15 protein-coding genes are annotated in these 20,257 nt (G+C 51.4%); 6 read left to right on the top strand and 9 right to left on the bottom strand.

All coding sequences use genetic code 11. From position 1 onward, the window contains the following. Nucleotides 1-190 precede the first annotated feature (190 nt). The 4 genes from carA to kefC all read left to right on the top strand — a co-directional run bounded on the left by carA (nucleotide 191) and on the right by kefC (nucleotide 7,122). Entirely contained in the window at nucleotides 191-1,339 is a 1,149-nt protein-coding gene (gene carA / locus DES37_RS11175; protein WP_036106314.1) for a glutamine-hydrolyzing carbamoyl-phosphate synthase small subunit, read from the top strand. 16 nt (nucleotides 1,340-1,355) lie between these two features. Continuing rightward, nucleotides 1,356-4,580: a carbamoyl-phosphate synthase large subunit gene (carB, locus tag DES37_RS11170; protein ID WP_036106311.1), complete on the top strand. Its 3,225-nt coding sequence runs from the start codon at nucleotides 1,356-1,358 to the stop codon at nucleotides 4,578-4,580. Nucleotides 4,581-4,739: 159 nt separating this feature from the next. Then, on the top strand, nucleotides 4,740-5,270 hold the full coding sequence (gene kefF / locus DES37_RS11165) for a glutathione-regulated potassium-efflux system oxidoreductase KefF (RefSeq protein ID WP_110025833.1): 531 nt from the start codon (nucleotides 4,740-4,742) through the stop codon (nucleotides 5,268-5,270). After that, nucleotides 5,263-7,122: a glutathione-regulated potassium-efflux system protein KefC gene (kefC, locus tag DES37_RS11160; protein WP_110025832.1), complete on the top strand. Its 1,860-nt coding sequence runs from the start codon at nucleotides 5,263-5,265 to the stop codon at nucleotides 7,120-7,122. The genes kefF and kefC overlap by 8 nt, the downstream gene beginning before the upstream one ends. 44 nt (nucleotides 7,123-7,166) lie before the next feature. Here kefC and DES37_RS11155 read toward each other — a convergent pair whose 3' ends face one another. Continuing rightward, the gene (locus DES37_RS11155) at nucleotides 7,167-7,781 is read right to left on the bottom strand and encodes a LysE family translocator (RefSeq protein ID WP_036106302.1); all 615 of its coding nucleotides are present in this window, start codon (nucleotides 7,779-7,781) and stop codon (nucleotides 7,167-7,169) included. A gap of 228 nt (nucleotides 7,782-8,009) precedes the next feature. On the opposite strand from DES37_RS11155, the gene folA reads away from it, so the two are divergent. After that, complete coding sequence (gene folA / locus DES37_RS11150) at nucleotides 8,010-8,489, top strand: type 3 dihydrofolate reductase (RefSeq protein WP_110025831.1); 480 nt, start codon at nucleotides 8,010-8,012, stop codon at nucleotides 8,487-8,489. A gap of 70 nt (nucleotides 8,490-8,559) precedes the next feature. On the opposite strand, the gene apaH is transcribed toward folA, so the two are convergent. Genes apaH through lptD form a run of 6 tightly spaced genes read right to left on the bottom strand, consistent with a single transcriptional unit; the run spans nucleotide 8,560 to nucleotide 15,307 of the window. Next, entirely contained in the window at nucleotides 8,560-9,393 is an 834-nt protein-coding gene (gene apaH, locus DES37_RS11145; RefSeq protein ID WP_110025830.1) for a bis(5'-nucleosyl)-tetraphosphatase (symmetrical) ApaH, read from the bottom strand. Between the two features lie 6 nt (nucleotides 9,394-9,399). After that, on the bottom strand, nucleotides 9,400-9,777 hold the full coding sequence (gene apaG, locus DES37_RS11140) for a Co2+/Mg2+ efflux protein ApaG (RefSeq protein ID WP_036106296.1): 378 nt from the start codon (nucleotides 9,775-9,777) through the stop codon (nucleotides 9,400-9,402). Nucleotides 9,778-9,780: 3 nt separating this feature from the next. Beyond that, nucleotides 9,781-10,602, bottom strand: a complete 822-nt coding sequence (rsmA, locus tag DES37_RS11135; protein ID WP_110025829.1) for a 16S rRNA (adenine(1518)-N(6)/adenine(1519)-N(6))-dimethyltransferase RsmA — start codon at nucleotides 10,600-10,602, stop codon at nucleotides 9,781-9,783. After that, a complete protein-coding gene (pdxA, locus tag DES37_RS11130) occupies nucleotides 10,599-11,585 on the bottom strand; it encodes a 4-hydroxythreonine-4-phosphate dehydrogenase PdxA (protein WP_110025828.1) in 987 nt (328 codons plus the stop codon). The genes rsmA and pdxA overlap by 4 nt, the downstream gene beginning before the upstream one ends. Nucleotides 11,586-11,598: 13 nt before the next feature. After that, nucleotides 11,599-12,891: a peptidylprolyl isomerase SurA gene (surA, locus tag DES37_RS11125; RefSeq protein ID WP_036106284.1), complete on the bottom strand. Its 1,293-nt coding sequence runs from the start codon at nucleotides 12,889-12,891 to the stop codon at nucleotides 11,599-11,601. Between the two features lie 55 nt (nucleotides 12,892-12,946). Further along, on the bottom strand, nucleotides 12,947-15,307 hold the full coding sequence (lptD, locus tag DES37_RS11120; RefSeq protein ID WP_110025827.1) for an LPS assembly protein LptD: 2,361 nt from the start codon (nucleotides 15,305-15,307) through the stop codon (nucleotides 12,947-12,949). Between the two features lie 183 nt (nucleotides 15,308-15,490). Between lptD and djlA the strand changes: the two genes are divergently transcribed. Further along, on the top strand, nucleotides 15,491-16,309 hold the full coding sequence (gene djlA / locus DES37_RS11115; RefSeq protein ID WP_036106280.1) for a co-chaperone DjlA: 819 nt from the start codon (nucleotides 15,491-15,493) through the stop codon (nucleotides 16,307-16,309). 224 nt (nucleotides 16,310-16,533) lie between these two features. Here djlA and rluA read toward each other — a convergent pair whose 3' ends face one another. Together rluA and rapA are read right to left on the bottom strand one after the other, a co-directional pair. Then, a complete protein-coding gene (gene rluA / locus DES37_RS11110) occupies nucleotides 16,534-17,190 on the bottom strand; it encodes a bifunctional tRNA pseudouridine(32) synthase/23S rRNA pseudouridine(746) synthase RluA (RefSeq protein ID WP_110025826.1) in 657 nt (218 codons plus the stop codon). Between the two features lie 13 nt (nucleotides 17,191-17,203). Next, nucleotides 17,204-20,110: an RNA polymerase-associated protein RapA gene (gene rapA, locus DES37_RS11105; RefSeq protein WP_110025825.1), complete on the bottom strand. Its 2,907-nt coding sequence runs from the start codon at nucleotides 20,108-20,110 to the stop codon at nucleotides 17,204-17,206. Nucleotides 20,111-20,257 lie beyond the last annotated feature (147 nt).

Here is a 20,257-nt window from a genome sequence, read left to right as displayed (position 1 = left end):
AGCGGGTCTTATTGTTCAGGTGGGCTAAAATGAAAAGAAAAATCCCCCTCTCGCTGGACTTTTGACAATGTTGTCTTTAGAATGCCGCCGTTTGCCAAAAATTCGCCAGACAGGCGTTTTTGCGTTGATTCATACGCTATTTATGAATTAATATGCAAATATACTGATTTTTTATTCCCTGGAGGACGTTTTGATTAAGTCAGCGCTGTTGGTTCTGGAAGACGGAACCCAATTCCACGGTCGGGCCATTGGGGCTACAGGACAGGCCGTTGGGGAAGTCGTTTTCAATACTTCAATGACCGGTTATCAAGAAATCCTCACTGATCCTTCCTACTCTCGCCAAATTGTCACTCTTACTTATCCTCATATTGGTAACGTTGGTACTAATGAAGCCGACGAAGAGTCATCACAAGTGCATGCGCAAGGGTTAGTGATTCGCGACCTGCCATTGATTGCCAGCAACTTCCGGGATACAGAAGACCTGTCGTCTTATCTGAAACGCCACAACATTGTCGCAATTGCCGACATCGACACGCGTAAACTGACGCGTTTGTTACGTGAGAAAGGCGCACAGAACGGCTGCATCATTACTGGTGATAACCCTGATGCGGCACTGGCGCTGGAGAAAGCGAAAGCGTTCCCGGGCCTGAGTGGTATGGATCTGGCAAAAGAAGTCACGGCTAAAGAAGCCTGGAGCTGGACGCAAGGCTCATGGTCGCTGGCTGATGGCCTGCCTGAAGCGGCACAAGACAGTGACTTACCTTTCCATGTTGTTGCATACGACTTCGGTGTAAAACGCAATATTCTGCGCATGTTAGTTGACCGCGGTTGCCGCATTACAGTTGTACCGGCTCAAACCTCGGCAGATGATGTGCTTAAGCTGAATCCGGATGGCATTTTCCTGTCCAATGGCCCTGGCGACCCGGCACCATGTGATTATGCTATTCGCGCCATTGAGCAATTCCTGACTACCGATATTCCAGTCTTTGGTATCTGCCTTGGGCACCAGTTACTGGCTCTGGCAAGTGGCGCCAAAACCATAAAAATGAAATTCGGGCACCATGGCGGTAACCACCCGGTAAAAGATATCGAACATGACAGGGTGATGATTACCGCTCAGAACCATGGCTTCGCAGTTGACGAGGCGAGCCTGCCAGGTCATTTGCGTGTCACTCACAAATCTTTATTCGATGGCACACTTCAGGGTATCCACCGCACAGATAAACCGGCTTTCAGCTTCCAGGGGCACCCTGAAGCCAGCCCGGGCCCTCACGATGCGGCACCGCTGTTTGACCACTTTATCGATTTGATTAAGCAATACCGTTCAGAAGCGAAATAATCAGGAGCCTGAAACCATGCCAAAACGTACAGATATTAAAAGCATCCTGATTCTTGGCGCTGGTCCGATTGTGATTGGCCAGGCTTGCGAATTCGATTATTCCGGCGCACAGGCGTGTAAAGCGCTGCGCGAAGAAGGCTACCGGGTGGTTCTGGTGAACTCCAACCCGGCCACTATCATGACCGACCCGAATATGGCCGATGCAACATACATCGAGCCCATTCACTGGGAAGTGGTTCGCAAAATTATTGAAAAAGAGCGCCCGGATGCAGTGTTACCTACCATGGGCGGGCAGACTGCACTGAACTGTGCTCTGGAACTGGAACGCCAGGGCGTCCTGGAAGAGTTTGGTGTCACCATGATTGGTGCAACCGCCGATGCCATTGATAAAGCGGAAGACCGCCAGCGCTTTGATAAAGCGATGAAGAAAATTGGTCTGGAAACCGCGCGCTCTGGTATTGCTCATACCATGGAAGAAGCACTGGCTGTTGCTGCGGATGTGGGTTACCCCTGCATTATTCGCCCTTCCTTTACTATGGGCGGTACTGGTGGCGGTATCGCTTATAACCGCGAAGAGTTTGAAGAGATTTGCCAGCGTGGTCTGGATCTTTCCCCAACCCGTGAACTGCTGATTGATGAATCACTGATTGGCTGGAAAGAGTATGAAATGGAAGTGGTGCGCGACAAAAATGATAACTGCATTATTGTCTGCTCAATCGAAAACTTCGATGCCATGGGGATTCATACCGGGGATTCCATTACCGTTGCTCCGGCACAAACGCTGACGGATAAAGAATACCAAATCATGCGTAACGCTTCGATGGCGGTACTACGTGAGATTGGTGTTGAAACAGGCGGTTCCAACGTACAGTTTTCTGTAAACCCGAAAAACGGGCGCCTTATTGTTATCGAAATGAACCCGCGTGTTTCCCGCTCTTCTGCGCTGGCTTCTAAAGCGACTGGTTTCCCGATTGCTAAAGTAGCAGCCAAACTGGCTGTGGGTTATACCCTGGATGAGTTGATGAACGACATTACCGGGGGGCGCACTCCTGCTTCCTTTGAACCGTCCATCGACTATGTCGTTACTAAAATTCCTCGCTTTAACTTCGAAAAATTCGCGGGCGCAAATGACCGCCTGACCACGCAAATGAAATCCGTGGGTGAAGTGATGGCGATTGGCCGCACACAACAGGAATCACTGCAAAAAGCACTGCGTGGACTGGAAGTGGGCGCAACAGGCTTTGATCCTAAAGTCAGCCTCGACGATCCGGAAGCACTGACTAAGATTCGCCGTGAACTGAAAGATGCCGGGTCAGATCGTATTTGGTATATCGCAGATGCGTTCCGTGCCGGTTTGTCCGTTGATGGTGTCTTCAACCTGACGAATATCGACCGCTGGTTCCTGGTGCAAATTGAAGAGCTGGTGCGCCTGGAAGAACAGGTTGCTGATGTGGGCATCAATGGTCTGGATGCAAATTTCCTGTACCAGTTAAAACGTAAAGGCTTTGCCGATGCACGCCTGGCGAAACTGGCTGGTGTGCGCGAAGGTGAAGTGCGTAAGCTGCGCGAGCAATATGGCTTACACCCGGTGTACAAACGGGTTGATACCTGTGCGGCTGAGTTCGCCACTGATACGGCGTATATGTACTCAACCTACGATGAAGAGTGTGAGTCTAACCCGCATCAGGACCGCGATAAAATCATGGTGCTGGGCGGTGGGCCAAACCGTATCGGGCAGGGGATTGAGTTCGACTACTGCTGTGTACATGCATCACTCGCACTGCGTGAAGATGGTTACGAAACCATTATGGTGAACTGTAACCCGGAAACAGTATCAACCGATTACGACACCTCAGACCGTCTCTACTTCGAACCGGTTACGCTGGAAGATGTTCTGGAAATCGTGCGAATCGAAAAACCGAAGGGTGTGATTGTTCAGTATGGCGGCCAGACTCCGCTGAAACTGGCTCGTGACCTTGAAGCAGCAGGTGTACCTGTGATTGGTACCAGCCCGGATGCGATTGACCGTGCAGAAGACCGTGAGCGTTTCCAGCATGCTGTTGAGCGCCTGAAACTGAAACAGCCGGCAAATGCCACAGTAACCGCAATTGAGCAGGCTGTAGAAAAAGCAGTGCAGATTGGCTACCCGCTGGTTGTGCGCCCGTCTTATGTTCTCGGTGGCCGTGCAATGGAAATCGTCTACGACGAAACAGACTTGCGCCGTTACTTTGCTACAGCCGTGAGCGTATCTAACGATGCGCCGGTACTGCTTGACCACTTCCTGGATGATGCAGTCGAGGTGGACGTTGATGCTATCTGTGATGGTGAAACGGTATTAATCGGCGGCATTATGGAACACATCGAACAGGCTGGTGTTCACTCTGGTGACTCCGCCTGCTCACTGCCTGCTTACACTCTGAGCAAAGAAATTCAGGATGTAATGCGCCAGCAGGTTCAAAAACTGGCTTTCGAATTGCAGGTTCGTGGCCTGATGAACGTCCAGTTCGCAGTCAAAGATAACGAAGTCTACCTGATTGAAGTGAACCCTCGTGCAGCGCGTACTGTGCCATTTGTCTCCAAAGCGACGGGTGTCTCACTGGCGAAAGTTGCCGCACGCGTGATGACGGGTAAAACGCTGGTTGAGCAGGGTTACACCAGGGAAGTGATTCCACCTTACTACTCCGTTAAAGAAGTGGTTCTGCCATTCAACAAATTCCCGGGTGTTGACCCGCTGTTGGGGCCAGAAATGCGTTCTACCGGTGAAGTGATGGGGGTTGGGCGCACATTTGCTGAAGCCTTTGCGAAAGCACAATTAGGCAGTAACTCCAATATGCAGAAGTCTGGCCGTGCGCTGCTTTCTGTTCGCGAAGGCGATAAAGAACGTGTGGTTGACCTGGCTGCTAAACTGCAGAAACAAGGCTTTGAACTGGATGCAACACACGGTACTGCCATTGTGTTGGGTGAGGCGGGAATTAACCCGCGCCTGGTGAACAAAGTGCATGAAGGCCGTCCGCATATTCAGGACCGTATCAAGAATGGCGAATATACCTACATCATTAACACTACCGCCGGGCGCCAGGCTATTGAGGATTCCAAACTCATTCGCCGCAGTGCGCTGCAATATAAAGTGCATTATGACACCACTCTGAATGGCGGTTTTGCGACAGCAATGGCCCTCAACGCCGATGCTAAAGAGAAAGTTATCTCTGTGCAGGAAATGCACGCGCAAATCAATAAATAACCCTGGTTTGCCAGTGTAATGTTGAAAGCCCGCTTCTGCGGGCTTTTTTGTCTCACCAATTTATTTGCACCTTATCATCAATATATCACCGTCTTTATTCAGCCGTATTCAGGCTACAATGCTTACTGTTGCTGTTAAGGAATACACAAGCTGAAGCCTATGATTTTGATTATTTATGCACATCCTTATCCTCATATTTCCCATGCGAATAAAGCAATGCTGGCGCATGTGTCTGATTTAAAAGGGGTGGAGGTGCGCTCGCTCTATGAGCTGTACCCGGATTTCAATATTGATGTCGCTGCGGAGCAGCAGGCATTAGGCAGGGCAGACCTGGTTATCTGGCAGCACCCTATGCAGTGGTACAGCATGCCTCCTCTGATGAAATTATGGATAGATAAAGTGCTGTCTCATGGCTGGGCTTATGGGCGGAACGGGTCTGCTCTGCATGGTAAAGATATGCTCTGGGCGGTGACGACCGGAGGTGGAGAGCACCACTTTAGCCTGGGAGACCACCCGGGGTTTGAGGTTCTGGCGCAACCCGTGCAGGCAACTGCACTCTATTGTGGTTTGTCGTGGCTGGAACCTTATGTCATGCACAGCACGTTTATTTGTGACGATGAAACGCTGGCTCAGCATGCAGATTTATACCGGCAGCGTTTGTTGGCCTGGCAGGAGTCATTCAATGGATAGCCATAACCTGATACAAGTCCTGATTTTTCTCGGGGCGGCGGCGTTTATCGTGCCTCTCGCTGTGCGCCTGGGTCTTGGCTCTGTGCTGGGTTATTTGATTGCCGGTTGCCTTATCGGCCCCTGGGGATTACGCCTGGTCACTGACGCCCACACTATTATTGCTTTTGCAGAAATAGGGGTGGTGCTGATGCTGTTTGTGATTGGCCTGGAGCTGGACCCGCGCCGGTTATGGACTTTACGCGCCTCGGTGTTCGGTGGCGGGGCATTGCAAATGCTGGCTTGTGGGCTGTGCCTTGCGGCGTTTTGTTTCACACTTGGTTTAAGCTGGCAGGTGGCGGTACTGATTGGTCTGACACTGGCATTGTCATCTACCGCGATAGCCATGCAGGCAATGAATGAACGAAACCTGGCGCTTTCTCCTATGGGGCGTAGTGCTTTTGCTGTGCTGCTTTTTCAGGATATTGCCGCTATCCCGTTGGTTGCCATGATCCCATTGCTGGCTAACAGTGGCGCATCCACCACACTGGCTGCCTTTTTGATTTCAGCGGCTAAGGTGGTTTCCGCCCTTGCACTGGTTGTCGTGTTAGGGCGTTACGTGACACGGCCATTGCTGCGTTTCGTTGCCCGCTCAGGCCTGCGGGAAGTGTTCAGTGCCATGGCATTATTTCTGGTCTTTGGGTTTGGCGTGTTGCTTGAAGAAGCCGGGCTTTCGATGGCAATGGGCGCATTTCTTGCCGGGGTTTTACTGGCCAGCTCTGAATACCGCCATGCTCTGGAAAGTGATATTGAGCCTTTTAAGGGGTTATTACTGGGGCTGTTTTTTATTGGCGTCGGGATGTCGGTAGATTTCGGTACTTTGGCACATTACCCCCTGCGTATTTTACTCTTGCTGGTGGGATTTTTACTGATAAAGGCGCTGGTATTGTGGCTGGTTGCCCGCCCACTCCAGGTTCCCCGCCGGCAATGGCGCTGGTTTGCGGTATTACTGGGGCAGGGGAGTGAGTTTGCTTTTGTTGTGTTTTCTGCCGCGCAAAATGCCCAGGTGCTGGACGACAGTTGGGCGCGTTCATTAACACTCGCCGTTGCGTTGTCTATGGCTGCGACACCTTTGTTGCTGGTGCTGCTGAACCGGCTGGAATGCGCTGAAACCGCCAGTGAGCAGGAAGCCGATGTTATTGACGACCAGCATCCCAGCGTCATTATCGCCGGGTTCGGGCGTTTCGGCCAAATTGCCGGGCGTTTATTGCTGGCAAGTGGTGTTCCCGTGGTGGTTCTCGACCACGACCCGGATCATATTGAGATTCTGCGTAAGTTTGGCACTCAGGTATTTTATGGCGATGCCACGCGGGAAGATTTACTGCGTTCTGCAGGTGCGGAAAAGGCCTCAGTACTGATTAACGCGATTGATGACCCGGATGTCAGCCTGCAATTGACAGAAATGGTTCATGAACACTTTCCTGATTTGCATATTATTGCCAGAGCGCGTGACTTAGAGCATTACATTCATTTACGCCAGAATGGCGTACAGGCGGAACGTGAGACATTTGAAAGTGCCATTCTGGTTGGCCGCCATGCGCTTGAAGCATTGGGAGTCGGCCGTTATGAGGCCCGGGAACGGGCTGATCATTTCCGGCGTTTTAATACCCGAATGGTAGAAGAAATGGTGGCAGCGAGTGACGACATGCAGGCCAGGGCCGCGGCCCTGCGGCGAGCCAGTGCCATGCTAAGTGAAAGTATTGAGCAAGACCGCAACCAACTGGATGTGATGCAGCGGCACGGCTGGCAGGGAACGGATCAGGGCAAGCATGGCGGCAGCCTGCAGGACGACCCGGATAAGCTCAGCGATAAATAACGGGGTAACAGGCATTCCCCTCAGTGGCACAGAGGGGAATGATGTCAGCTCAGCGCAACTTTTATACCCAGAACCAGCAGCATGCCACCGAGCAGTTTATCAACCACTTTCTGAGCCTTCGCCAGCCCACTGCGTACTGGGGCACTTTGGATTAGTACCACCAGTAACGGCCACCAGATAACCGTCAGCCCAACAATAATACCGGCATACCACAGTTTCTCTCCCAACCCTGAATGCACATTTAATACTTGAGTAAACATGGCGAGAAAGAATAATGTCGCTTTAGGGTTAAGCAGGTTACACAAATACCCCTGAATAAACGCTTTGTGCAATGAAGTGCTTTGCGGGGTTAACTGGTTCAGATCCATTTTGCTGCCACCACGAGAAAACAGCGCCTGAAGGCCAACCCAGATAAGGTATGCTGCACCAGCGTATTTCAGTAAACCAAACAGCCATGGTGTGGTAGTGATGACTACGGCCAGGCCAGCAACGCAATAAGTCATATGTGTAACCACACCAAAAATCACACCAAGTGCAGTCATTAGCGCTGCTTTACGCGGGTAGCGGGCGGCATTTTTGATAACCAGGAAAAAATCGGGCCCCGGGGAAAGCATACCGAGAGCAGCAATTGTTATAACGAACAGCGTTGTTTCAAGCATAAGAGATCCTGGTTAGAAATTGCGGCTGCACTATATCCGCCCCGGGTCAAAAAAGGTAGTCCCTTGTGGTTTTCTGCCTCAATAAGCGGACCTGGTAAGACTTCAGGCAGGATTGTGGAGTAACGCTCAGGGGGAAAATATTTCTGCTTTTTTGGGCGGGTCTCCTGGTGACGAAATACCCGGCTTTCCGTATAGTGGCGACAATTTTGAATATTCAGGATGCACTGCATGATTAGTTTGATTGCTGCGCTGGCTGTGGACCGCGTAATTGGTATGGAAAACGCCATGCCCTGGAACTTGCCTGCTGATCTGGCCTGGTTTAAACGCAATACATTGAATAAACCAGTTATTATGGGGCGGTTAACCTGGGAGTCTATTGGCAGGCCATTGCCCGGGCGCAAGAACATTGTGCTCAGCCGTACTCCGGGTAATGATGACCGCGTACTGTGGGTGAGTTCAGTAGAAGAAGCGCTTGCGCTGTGTGCTGAAGACCCTGAAGTGATGGTGATTGGTGGTGGGCATGTTTACCAGCAGTTCCTGCCAATGGCTCATCGCCTGTATCTGACTCATATTGATGCTGAAGTAGAAGGCGATACGCACTTCCCTGAATATGAAACGGACGAATGGCAGTCGGTGTTCAGTGAGTTTCACGATGCTGACGACAAAAACAGCCACAGCTACTGCTTTGAGATCCTGGAGCGTAGCTAACACTATTCACTGAGTGGGTGTTATTGCAGATTCACCAACGCCTGTCGGTTTGCTCAGACAGGCGTTGTTGTTATATCTCGTTGGTAATTTCCGGGCGTAATGAGGCCTGATGGAACCAGGCTTTATCTTCCCAGCGCAGGCAGGTTAATGCCCCACCCCAGCAACAGCCGGTATCCAGCGCATACACGCCGTCTGGTGTACCTTGCCCTTCCAGTGATGCCCAGTGACCGAAGGCAATACTGTACTCTTCCTTTACCGGCCCAGGTAATGAAAACCAGGGTTTCAACAGGGAAGGCGCGTTGCCCGGTGCATCTTTGCAGTACATATCCAGTTGCCCATTGGCAAAACAATAACGCATTCTGGTCAGCGCATTGGTTGAAAAACGCAGGCGCGCCAACCCGGTAAGCTGTGGCGACCAGTTATTAGGCATATCGCCATACATGGCATCAAGGAACAAAGGGTAACTGTCGCTGGACAGCACTGCGGAAACCTCTCCGGCACAGGCGATGGCGGCAGATAAATCCCATTGAGGGGTAATACCTGCATGTGCCATAACCAGACGGTTTGCTTCATCCACCTGAAGCAATGGCTGGCGGCGTAGCCAGTTAATCAGGGTATCTGCATCTGGTGCTTCCAGCAGCGGAGTGACCAGGTCTTTGGGTTTATTGCGGCTAATACCGGCGTAGACTGCCAATAAATGCAGATCGTGATTACCCAGCACAATGCGCACACTGTCGCCCAGACTACGGACGTAGCGCAAAACCTCTAAGGACTTCGGGCCACGGGCAACCAGGTCCCCCGTCAGCCACAACGTATCGGCCTCTGGCGTGAAGTTTACCTGGCCAAGCAAGGCTACCAGCTCGTCATAACAGCCGTGAACATCACCAATTAAATATGTGGACATAGGCGCTTAATGAATCAGGGTTGGAACGGCCAGGCGGAAAACAGGGATGGCCAGGCGGAAAGCATTACCATTGGCATCAATCATTTCATAATGCCCTTCCATCGTGCCTAACGGCGTTTCGATAACGGCACCGCTGGTGTACTGGTATTCACTGCCAGGGTCAATATGCGGCTGTTCACCAACAACCCCTTCGCCCTGTACTTCAGTTTCGCGCCCATGGCCGTTAGTGATTAACCAGTAGCGGCCAAGTAATTGCACAGGCTCTCGCCCCAAATTGCGGATGGTAACGGTATATGCAAAAACAAAGCGCTCATCTTCCGGGGATGATTGCGATTCGACATAAACACTCTGTACCTGCACACAAACACGGGGCGATGCTGTCATAGCTTAATTCTCCTGCGACGGGGGATTCTCAGCTAAAAAATTAGCCATCTGGCAATATTGGGCAACGGAGACATTTTCGGCCCGCAGAGCGGAATCCACACCCAGCTCAGCCAGTGTTTCCGGCGTGAATAAATTGCCTAAGCTGTTACGCAATGTTTTCCTTCTTTGGTTGAAGGCTGCAGTGGTAATCCGGTTCAGGATATTCAACGCTTTGACAGGGTGTGGCAATGTTGCATGCGGAACAAGCCTGACTACGGCTGAATCAACCTTAGGTGGTGGTGTGAATGCACTTGGTGGTACTTCCAGAACCGGAATAACCTTGCAGTAATACTGCGCCATTACACTTAACCGACCATACGCTTTCGTGCCGGGGCCTGCAACCAGGCGGTTGACCACTTCTTTTTGCAACATAAAGTGCATGTCAGCAATGGCATCAGTATAGCTAAACAGGTGGAACATAAGCGGCGTAGAAATGTTATACGGCAGGTTGCCGAATACACGTAAAGCCTGGCCTTGTTTTTTAGCCAGTTCCGCAAAGTCCATTGTCATGGCGTCTTGCTGGTAAATGGTCAGTTTTGGCGCAAGGAAAGGGTGAGTTTGCAGACGGGCAGCAAGATCCCTGTCGAGCTCAACAACAGTCAGTGCATCCAGCCGTTCACCAACGGGCTCTGTCAGCGCACCCAAACCCGGGCCGATTTCGACCAGTGACTGGCCTTTTTGTGGATTGATGGCAGAGACAATACTTTCAATAACAAATTGATCATTAAGGAAGTTTTGCCCAAAACGTTTACGGGCTAAATGCCCCTGGTGGACGCGATTATTCATTGACTCTTTGTAATCATGGTAATGGCGAGATTAAGCGCCGTGATAAAACTGCCGACATCTGCTTTCCCGGTACCGGCCAGGTCCAGCGCGGTGCCGTGATCAACAGAAGTGCGAATAAAAGGCAGGCCGAGGGTGATATTCACCGCACGGCCAAATCCCTGATATTTTAGCACGGGTAAGCCCTGATCGTGATACATAGCCAGGACAGCATCTGCATTATCGAGGTATTTGGGCTGAAAAAGTGTGTCTGCGGGGAGTGGGCCTTCCAGTTTCATGCCTTGTGCACGCAGGCTATCAAGCACTGGCGTAATAGTTTCTATTTCTTCAGTGCCCATATGCCCACCTTCACCCGCGTGAGGGTTGAGCCCGCAAACCAGGATTCGCGGCTGAGCGATACCGAATTTGGAACGCAGGTCATGGTGTAAAATGGCAATAACCTGATGCAGTGACTCCACCGTAATGGCGTCACTGACGGCCTTGATGGGTAAATGGGTGGTTGCCAGTGCAACACGTAATGACTCTGTCGCCAGCATCATTACTACTTTTTCACAGCCAGCCTGCATCTGGAAGAATTCTGTATGGCCTGTGAAAGGAATGCCTGCGTCATTGATAACACCTTTATGCACCGGGCCAGTTACCAGTGCTGCAAACTCACCCTCAATGCAACCCTGCGCTGCCCGGGCGAGTGTTTCAGTGACATAAGAGCCATTGTCTTTAGCCAACTGCCCGGGAATAGACGGTGTATGCAAGGATACTGGCAGGCATGTCAGTGAACCCGCCTGTTGGGGCTGTGGTGCTTCACTGGCCTGATAATTGCGTAATACCAGCGGCAGGTTCAGTGCCCTGGCCCGTGACAGTAATAGTTCGGGATCTGCGCAAACAACCAGTTCAACCGGCCAGGCCCGTTGTGCCAGTTCGGCAACTAAATCAGGGCCAATCCCGGCAGGTTCGCCGGGAGTGATCACTACACGTGGTATTTTCACTTAAATATCCAGATTAATTATCCAGGATTTTCACATACGCGCTGGCGCGTTGTTCCTGCATCCAGGTTGCCGCTTCCTCTGAGAATTTGCGGTTGAACAGCATGCGGTAAGCCCTGTCTTTTTGTGCTTCATCGGTTTTATCCACACGACGGGTATCCAGCAGTTCAATCAGGTGCCAGCCAAAGGAAGAGTGGACTGGCTGGCTCATTTGCCCTTTTTGCAGGTGCATCAGAGCATCGCGGAAAGCCGGATCGTAAACGTCCGGGGAGGACCAGCCCAGGTCACCGCCCTGGTTTGCAGAACCGGGGTCATCAGAATTGGCACGTGCTGCCGCAGCAAACGTGGTTTTCCCGCTACGGATATCCGCAGCGATTTGTTCCAGTTTCGCACGCGCCTGTGCATCACTCATGATAGGTGAGGTCTTAATCAAAATATGGCGGGCATGGACTTCGGTAACAGAAATATTCTGTGACTGCCCGCGGATATCGTTCACTTTCAGGATATGGAAACCCACACCGGAACGAATCGGGCCAATAATATCGCCTTTCTTCGCGGTGCTGAGAGCCTGAGCAAAGATAGACGGCAGTTCCTGAATACGACCCCAACCCATTTGCCCACCTTTCAGTGCCTGCTGGTCGGCGGAATAGGTAATTGCCAGTTTGGCGAAGTCGGTGCCGTTACGCGCCTGGCTGATAATATCTTCAGCCTGGCTTTGTGCCTGGCTGACTTGATCAGCCGTTGGGTTTTCAGGTAACGGAATCAGAATGTGGCTCAAATTAAGTTCGGTGCTGGCATCATTCTGGTTGCCCATCTGTTTTGCCAGTGCATCCACTTCCTGAGGCAGAATAGTGACACGGCGGCGAACTTCGTTATTACGCACTTCTGAGATAAGCATTTCTTTGCGGATCTGCGCACGGTATGTGTTGTAGTTCATACCGTCATAGGCCAGACGACTGCGCAGTTGATCCATTGTCATGTGGTTTTGCTGGGCAATATTGGCAATAGCCTGATCCAGTTGATCATCGCTGATTTTAACGCCCATTTTCTGGCCCATCTGCAGCACTATCTGATCCATGATGAGTCTTTCGAGGATCTGGTGGCGAAGGGTGTTGTCGTCAGGAAGTTGTTGCCCGGCTTCACCTGCGTTCATTTTTACGGACTGCATCAGCCCATCAACATCACTTTCCAGTACTACGCCGTTATTGACGACGGCCGCCACTTTATCAACAACTTGTGGAGCTGCGAAACCGGTATTCACCAACAGGGCCAGCGCGATACCAGGAAGCAGCTTTCTCCAGTTCATCATAGGTTTTCCATTTCTGATTAACCGCAATGCGGATTATGTTTCAAATCAATCAAGACTACAGTGAGCTTTGATACGGCAGAATGTTGGAGCGCAACATTTGATGCGTGCCAAGGCCATAGTTAGAACTCAGCCCACGCAATTCAATGTTGAAGCCAATCACGTTGTCATACTTACTTTGGTCGTTCTGCCAACCATTAATTTTCCTTTCATAGCCAACACGAATCGCGTAGCAGCAGGAGTTATATTGCAAAGCCAGCATTTGGTCCGCCGGTTGGTTTGCTTTGGTATCGTAGTAGTACGCACCAACAACAGACCAGCGGTCAACAATCGGCCAGCTTGCGGCCATCCCCACCTGGGAAATCCCGTTTTCATACTGCTCGCTGGTTGAGTAAGCTGGCAGTGTGGCCTGAATATATTCCGGACTGGCATAACGGTACGTTAACTGCACCATCCGGTCAGCATCCCGGCGGTATTCCAGTGAACCGCTACCGGTTGCCACGTTGTCCATGCGGGTATCATACTCTACGCCACCGCGTAATCCCCAACGGTTTGAGATCCGCCAGTAGGAGTCTCCAGCCCAGACAACAGCACCCGTCTGGTGGTCATTATTTTCCCAGTTTATGTTGTCATCGCCAGTACGGGACCGGGTGAAATAGTAGATTTGACCAACAGAAGCGTTAAAACGTTCCACTGAATTTTCATCATAAACACGGGTTGTGACACCGGTAGACACCTGGTTTGCTGATGCAATACGGTCAAGGCCACCATAAGTCCGGTCACGGAACAGACCCGTATAGTCAGATTGCAGGAAGGCGGAATCGTAGTTATAGATATGGCTTTGATCGCGATAAGGAACATACAGATACTGTACGCGAGGTTCCAGAGTCTGGGTGTAGCCCTGGCTCCAGTCCATATCACGCTCGAAAACCATTTTACCGTCAACCTTAAACTGTGGCATCACCCGGTTAACACTGTCTTTGAGTGCCAGAGATGTCGCACTGTTATTAGCATAAGAGCGGTATTCATCGAGGTTGGTCTGCTGGTAGTGAGTCGCCAGCAGTTTCGCTTCGGTATTAAGACTTCCCCAGTTATTGGACAACGGCAGGTTGATAGTCGGTTCAATATGCAGGCGTGTCGCTTCCGGGTAGTTGCTGTTCACGTTGGTGAACTTCACGGCCTGGGCATACAGATGGGTATCGAACGGCCCAACGTCATTTTGGTAGAAGTTAAGGTCTAACTGCGGCTCAGCGCGGTAAGAGTTGCTGCTGGCTGTGTCGAAGACCTGGAACTGTTTGGTTGATAATGTGGCATCAAAGTTCTGTACTGCGTAACCCACACTGAATTTTTGCGTGGCGTAACCATCGGTACTTGAACCATATTTTGAATCAAAGTTGTTAAAGTAGTGCGGGTCGCTCACTTTCGTGTAATCGACGTTAAAACGCCACACCTGGTCCAGCACACCAGAGTGTTTCCAGTAGAACAACCAGCGGTGCTTGTTATCTTCACTGGGGTATTCATCGTGGTAAACACTGTCGGATGGCAAGTAGTCAAATTCGACTATCCCTGCACCAGCGCGTGTTAAGTAACGGAATTCATTCTGCCACTGAATGTTGCCACGCTTATCCATGTAATGCGGAGTAATGGTGGCATCAAAGTTAGGGGCAATATTCCAGTAATAGGGGAGTGAAAACTCAAACCCGTTGGTGGAGCTATATTTCGCATTTGGGATAAGGAAACCCGAACGGCGTTTATCGCCAATAGGAAGTTGCAGGTACGGGCTGTAAAATACGGGAACCGGGCCCAGTTTAAAGCGGGCGTTCCAAATTTCAGCAACTTGTTCCTGGCGGTCCTGGATAACTTCGCTGCCTTCAATGCTCCAGGTATTAGAGCCGGGAAGACAAGAAGTGAAGGTGCCATTTTCCAGAATCGTGTAGCGATTATTGTCACGCTGTTTCATCAGGTCGGCTGTGCCTCGGCCCTGCCGCCCGACCATTTGATAATCGCCATCCCACACATTTGTGTCTTTTGTGTTGAGGTTAGACCACGCTTTCGGACCTTTCAGGATGATCTGATTGTCATCATAGTGCACATTACCCAGTGCATCGACAGTCCTGACCGGTGTAGTTTGACCTTCTGCCTGTTTCTGGTGAAGTTGTACTTCGTCAGATTGCAGGCGGCTGTTACCCTGTGCAATGTCTACATTTCCGGTGAAAGTAGCGTTGTCTGGATAATTGCCTTTTGCATGATCGGCATTGATTGTTACGGGCAGATCATTAGTATCGCCCTGAACCAACGGACGATTGTAGCTGGGCACACCCAGCATGCACTGTGATGCGAGATCGGCGGTAAAACCTTGTTGGCTGTACAAAGCCGAACCGATAAGGGTTGCCAGCAAGGTGGGAATACGTTTTTTCATACGTGTTTTTCGTTGTTCTGTCATCAGGGACTTAGCGTAGGCAAACGGAAAGAGACTAACGTAGTCGTTATCATAGTGCCAGTGTTAATCCAGCCTGTTTACACGCCTGTTATTAGGCTCAGTTATGAATGACAGGTATGATAAATGAATTTCGGTCTGACAGCATGACCATTTGGGGAGTATATGCAGTATTGGGGAAAAGTGATTGGTATTGCGCTGGGAATTATCTTCGGCGGCGGGTTTTGGGGCGCAATTGGCGGTTTGCTGATTGGTCACTTATTTGACCGCATGCGCATGCGCTCTGCCTGGTTTACCAGTCAACAACAACGACAGACGATGTTCTTCAATACCACGTTTGAGGTGATGGGGCATCTGACCAAGGCAAAAGGGCGCGTAACGGAAGCGGATATCCATGTTGCTTCGCAATTAATGGAGCGGATGCAATTGCATGGTGACTCGCGCGTGGCTGCTCAGCATGCATTTCGTGTAGGGAAAGGTGCCTCTTACCCGCTGCGCGATAAAATGACACAACTGCGCAGCGTATGTTTTGGGCGTTTCGACCTGATTCGGATGTTTCTGGAAATTCAGATTCAGGCTGCCTTTGCCGACGGCTCGTTGCACCCGAAAGAGCGCGATGTTCTGTATGTGATAGCTGAAGAACTGGGGATCTCCCGGCTACAGTTTGACCAGTTTTTGCGCATGATGCAGGGCGGGGCACAATTTGGTGGCGGGTATCAGCACTCTTCTTCTGGCCAGCAGGGCGGTTACCAGCAAACGCAACGTGGGCCAACTTTGCAGGATGCCTGCAATGTCCTCGGAGTGAAGTCATCTGATGATGCGACGACAATCAAGCGGGCATACCGTAAGTTGATGAGCGAACACCATCCGGACAAGCTGGTGGCGAAAGGCCTGCCGAAGCAGATGATGCAAATGGCAAAACAGAAAGCCCAGGAAATTCAGCAGGCTTATGATTTGATCAAAAAAGAAAAAGGGTTTCGCTAGCCTGGGGGTTTTTCAACCCAGGCAGAAGTAAAATAGCCCGGTAGTCAGCCGGGCTCAGATTGATGAAAAAGAAGGAAAAAGCGTGGTTTTCCCTTCTTTTTAGTTAGTGGGCGAAAATCAATGAATTGATTTTCCTGGTTTTTTTTATCGGGTGACACCCTCTGGTTCTGTGCGGACATGAGGTTTGTCATCAGACTCAGCCCGGTGGTTAACCGGGCTGTGGGTCAGAAGTCGGCAAGTGCCCGGAATGTCATGCTGTTGCCAAAAGCCGGGTGCGTAATGGTCAATGACTCTGCGTGTAACAATAAGCGTGATGCCATTGCCCGGGCTTCGGGAGTGGCATAGAACTTATCACCCAGGATAGGGTGGCCCAGCGCCTGCATATGAACACGCAATTGGTGCGAGCGCCCGGTAATGGGGCGCAGAATCACTCTGGCTGTCATATCCGGCGCATACTCCACCACTTCGTACTCAGTTTGTGCGGGTTTACCCGTCTCAAAACAGACTTTTTGTTTGGGGCGGTTAGGCCAGTCACAAATCAGTGGTAAATCAACGATACCTTCCGCTTTCTCCGGGTGCCCCCAAATTCGCGCCACGTACTGTTTCTTTGGCTCGCGCTCCCGAAACTGGCGCTTGAGTTCACGCTCCGCTGCTTTGGTCAGCGCCACAGCGATAACACCGCTGGTCGCCATATCGAGCCGGTGAACAGATTCGGCAGTGGGATAATCGCGCTGAATCCGCGTCATCACGCTGTCTTTATGCTCTTCCAGCCGACCGGGTACGGAAAGCAACCCGGATGGCTTGTTCACCACCATAATATGCTCATCCTGATACAGAATGACCAGCCACGGGTCTTGTGGCGGAGAGTAAAACTCCAGCATCGTTGTCATTTCCTTACTGGTGCGTGACCACAATCAGGCGCAGCGCATCGAGCCGCCATGAGGCCTCAGACAAACTCTCCAGCACTTGCTGGCGGTTATCTTCAATTGCACTCAGTTCGTCGTCGCGAATATTGGGGTTAATGGCTTTCAACGCTTCAAGGCGTGATAATTCGGCAGACAGTTTCTCATCCGCCTCTTTTGTCGCCGCATCGATTAACGCTTGTGCCGCTTTCCCCACCTGCTCTTCGCCATGTTGCAAAATCTCATGCACATCCTGCTGTACGGCATTGATCAGTTTGCTGCTGGTATGGCGGTTCACCGCACTTAACTGGCGGTTAAAGCTTTCGAATTCCACCTGCGCTGCCAGGTTGGTGCCATTTTTGTCCAGCAGCATACGTACTGGTGTCGGTGGCAGGAAGCGCTGCAACTGAAGTTGTTTGGGCGCTTTGGCTTCAACGACATACACCATTTCGACCAGCAATGTGCCAACGGGCAGCGCCTTGTTTTTGAGCAAGGAAAGCGCGCAACTACCGGTATCGCCCGACAGAATCAGATCAAGGCCATTACGAATCAAAGGATGTTCCCAGGTAATGAACTGGGCATCTTCACGTGAAAGCGCGACATCGCGGCTGAAGGTTATTGTGCAGCCATCTTCAGGCAAGCCCGGGAAATCCGGTACCAGCATATGGTCGGATGGCGTCAGGATAATCATGTTATCGCCTTTGTCATCCTGGTTGATGCCGATAATGTCGAACAGGTTCATGGCAAAGTTTACCAGTGCAGTATCATCATCCTGTTCTGCGATTTCATTGGCCAGCGCCTGGGCTTTTTCGCCACCGTTGGAGTGAATCTCCAGCAGGCGGTCACGGCCCTGTTCTAACTGAGTTTTCAGTGCGTCATGCTGGGTGCGGCAGCGGTGAATCAGCTCAGCAAAGCCGTCTTCGTTTTCGGGGGCTGCCAGGTAGCCAATCAGTGATTCATAGACGTCATCGTAAATGGCGCGGCCAGTTGGGCAGGTATGTTCAAAGGCATCGAGCCCTTCGTGATACCAGCGAACCAGGATGGATTGCGCGGTATTTTCCAGATACGGTACGTGAATCTGGATGTCGTGAGCCTGGCCGATACGGTCCAGACGCCCGATACGCTGTTCAAGCAAGTCAGGGTTAAATGGCAGGTCAAACATTACCATGTTGCTGGCAAACTGGAAGTTACGCCCTTCAGAACCAATTTCCGAGCATAACAGCACCTGTGCGCCGGTATCTTCCTCGGCGAACCAGGCTGCTGCACGGTCACGCTCAATAATTGACATACCTTCATGGAATACAGCTGCGCGGATCCCTTCACGCTCGCGTAATACCTGCTCCAGTTGCAGTGCTGTCGTTGCCTTGGCGCAAATAACCAGAACTTTTTGTGAGCGGTGGCTGGTGAGGTAGCCCATCAGCCAGTCAACCCGCGGGTCAAAGTTCCACCAGGTGCCGCTGTCGCCTTCAAATTCCTGGTAAATCTGTTCCGGATAAAGCATGTCGCGGGCGCGCTCTTCCGCCGTTTTACGCGCACTCATAATGCCGGAGACTTTTATAGCTGTTTGGTACTGAGTGGGTAATGGCAGGCGAATTGTATGGAGTTCGCGCTGAGGGAAGCCTTTCACACTGCTGCGGGTGTTACGGAACAGCACCCGGCTGGTACCGTGGCGGTCTGTCAGCATGGAAACCAGTTCCTGACGGGCGGCTTCACTGCTTTCACCACCACTATTAGCCGCTTTCAGTAACGGTTCGATATCCTGTTCGCCAATCAGCTCGCTCAGCGTATTGAGGGTTTCATCACTCAGATGGTTACCTTCCAGCAACAGGGAAACGGCATCGGCAACCGGGCGGAAGTTATTTTGCTCGGCAACAAATGCTTCGTAATCATGAAAACGGCTTGGGTCTAACAGGCGCAGGCGGGCAAAATGGCTTTGCATGCCAAGCTGTTCCGGGGTCGCGGTTAACAACAACACGCCTGGTACGCGTTCAGCCAGTTGTTCAATGACCTGGTATTCGCGGCTGGGAGCTTCTTCGCTCCATACCAAATGGTGAGCTTCATCCACCACCATTAAATCCCACTCGGCTTCGCACAGGTTTTCCAGGCGCTGCTTGTTGCGGCGCACAAAGTCCAGTGAGCAAATAATCAGTTGTTCGGTATAAAACGGGTTCTCGCTGTCGTGTTGCGCTTCTGCGTATCGTTCATCGTCAAACAGCGCAAACCGCAGGTTAAAGCGGCGCAGCATTTCTACCAGCCACTGGTGTTGCAGGGTTTCCGGAACAATAACCAAAACACGCTCAGCGGCACCACTGAGCAATTGCTGGTGAATTACCATGCCTGCTTCAATGGTTTTACCCAGCCCGACTTCATCGGCAAGTAACACACGGGGAGCATGACGGCGGCCAACGTCGTTGGCAATATGCAACTGGTGTGGGATCAGGCTGGTGCGCATACCGCGCAGGCCACTCCACGGCATACGGTATTGCTCGCTCTGGTATTTGCGGGCACGAAAGCGCAGTGCAAAACGGTCCATGCGGTCAATCTGGCCGGCAAACAGGCGATCCTGCGGTTTACTGAACACCAGTTTACTGTCCAGCAGTACCTCACGCAGTATGACGCCACTTTCCTGGGTGTCTTCACGGGTACCCAGATAGGCGAGTAACCCGTTCTCTTCCTTGACTTCATCCACTTTTAACTGCCAGCCCTCATGGCTGGTAATGGTATCCCCGGGGTTAAACATCACGCGGGTGATAGGGGAGTCATTTCTGGCATACAGACGATTTTCTCCGGTTGCCGGGAACAGTAATGTCACCATGCGGGCATCAATTGCTACTACTGTTCCCAATCCCAGTTCGCTTTCCGTATCGCTGATCCAGCGCTGACCAAGTGTAAAAGGCATAAATATTCGGCTCTGTTGTATATCTAAAAGTTGCAGGCAATAGCATTACTGCCGTCGGCACAAGGCGGCGGCACGTTGAAGAATTCTGTTATGAGTTTTGGGATATGACCCGGAAAGGGCGCTATGGTAATGGATGGCAACGCATTC

The organism is Mangrovibacter plantisponsor (genome assembly GCF_003182475.1).
Lineage (GTDB): Bacteria > Pseudomonadota > Gammaproteobacteria > Enterobacterales > Enterobacteriaceae > Mangrovibacter > Mangrovibacter plantisponsor.
Note: the sequence above shows the minus strand (reverse complement) of the source record. Positions and strands in the feature narration are given on the sequence as shown.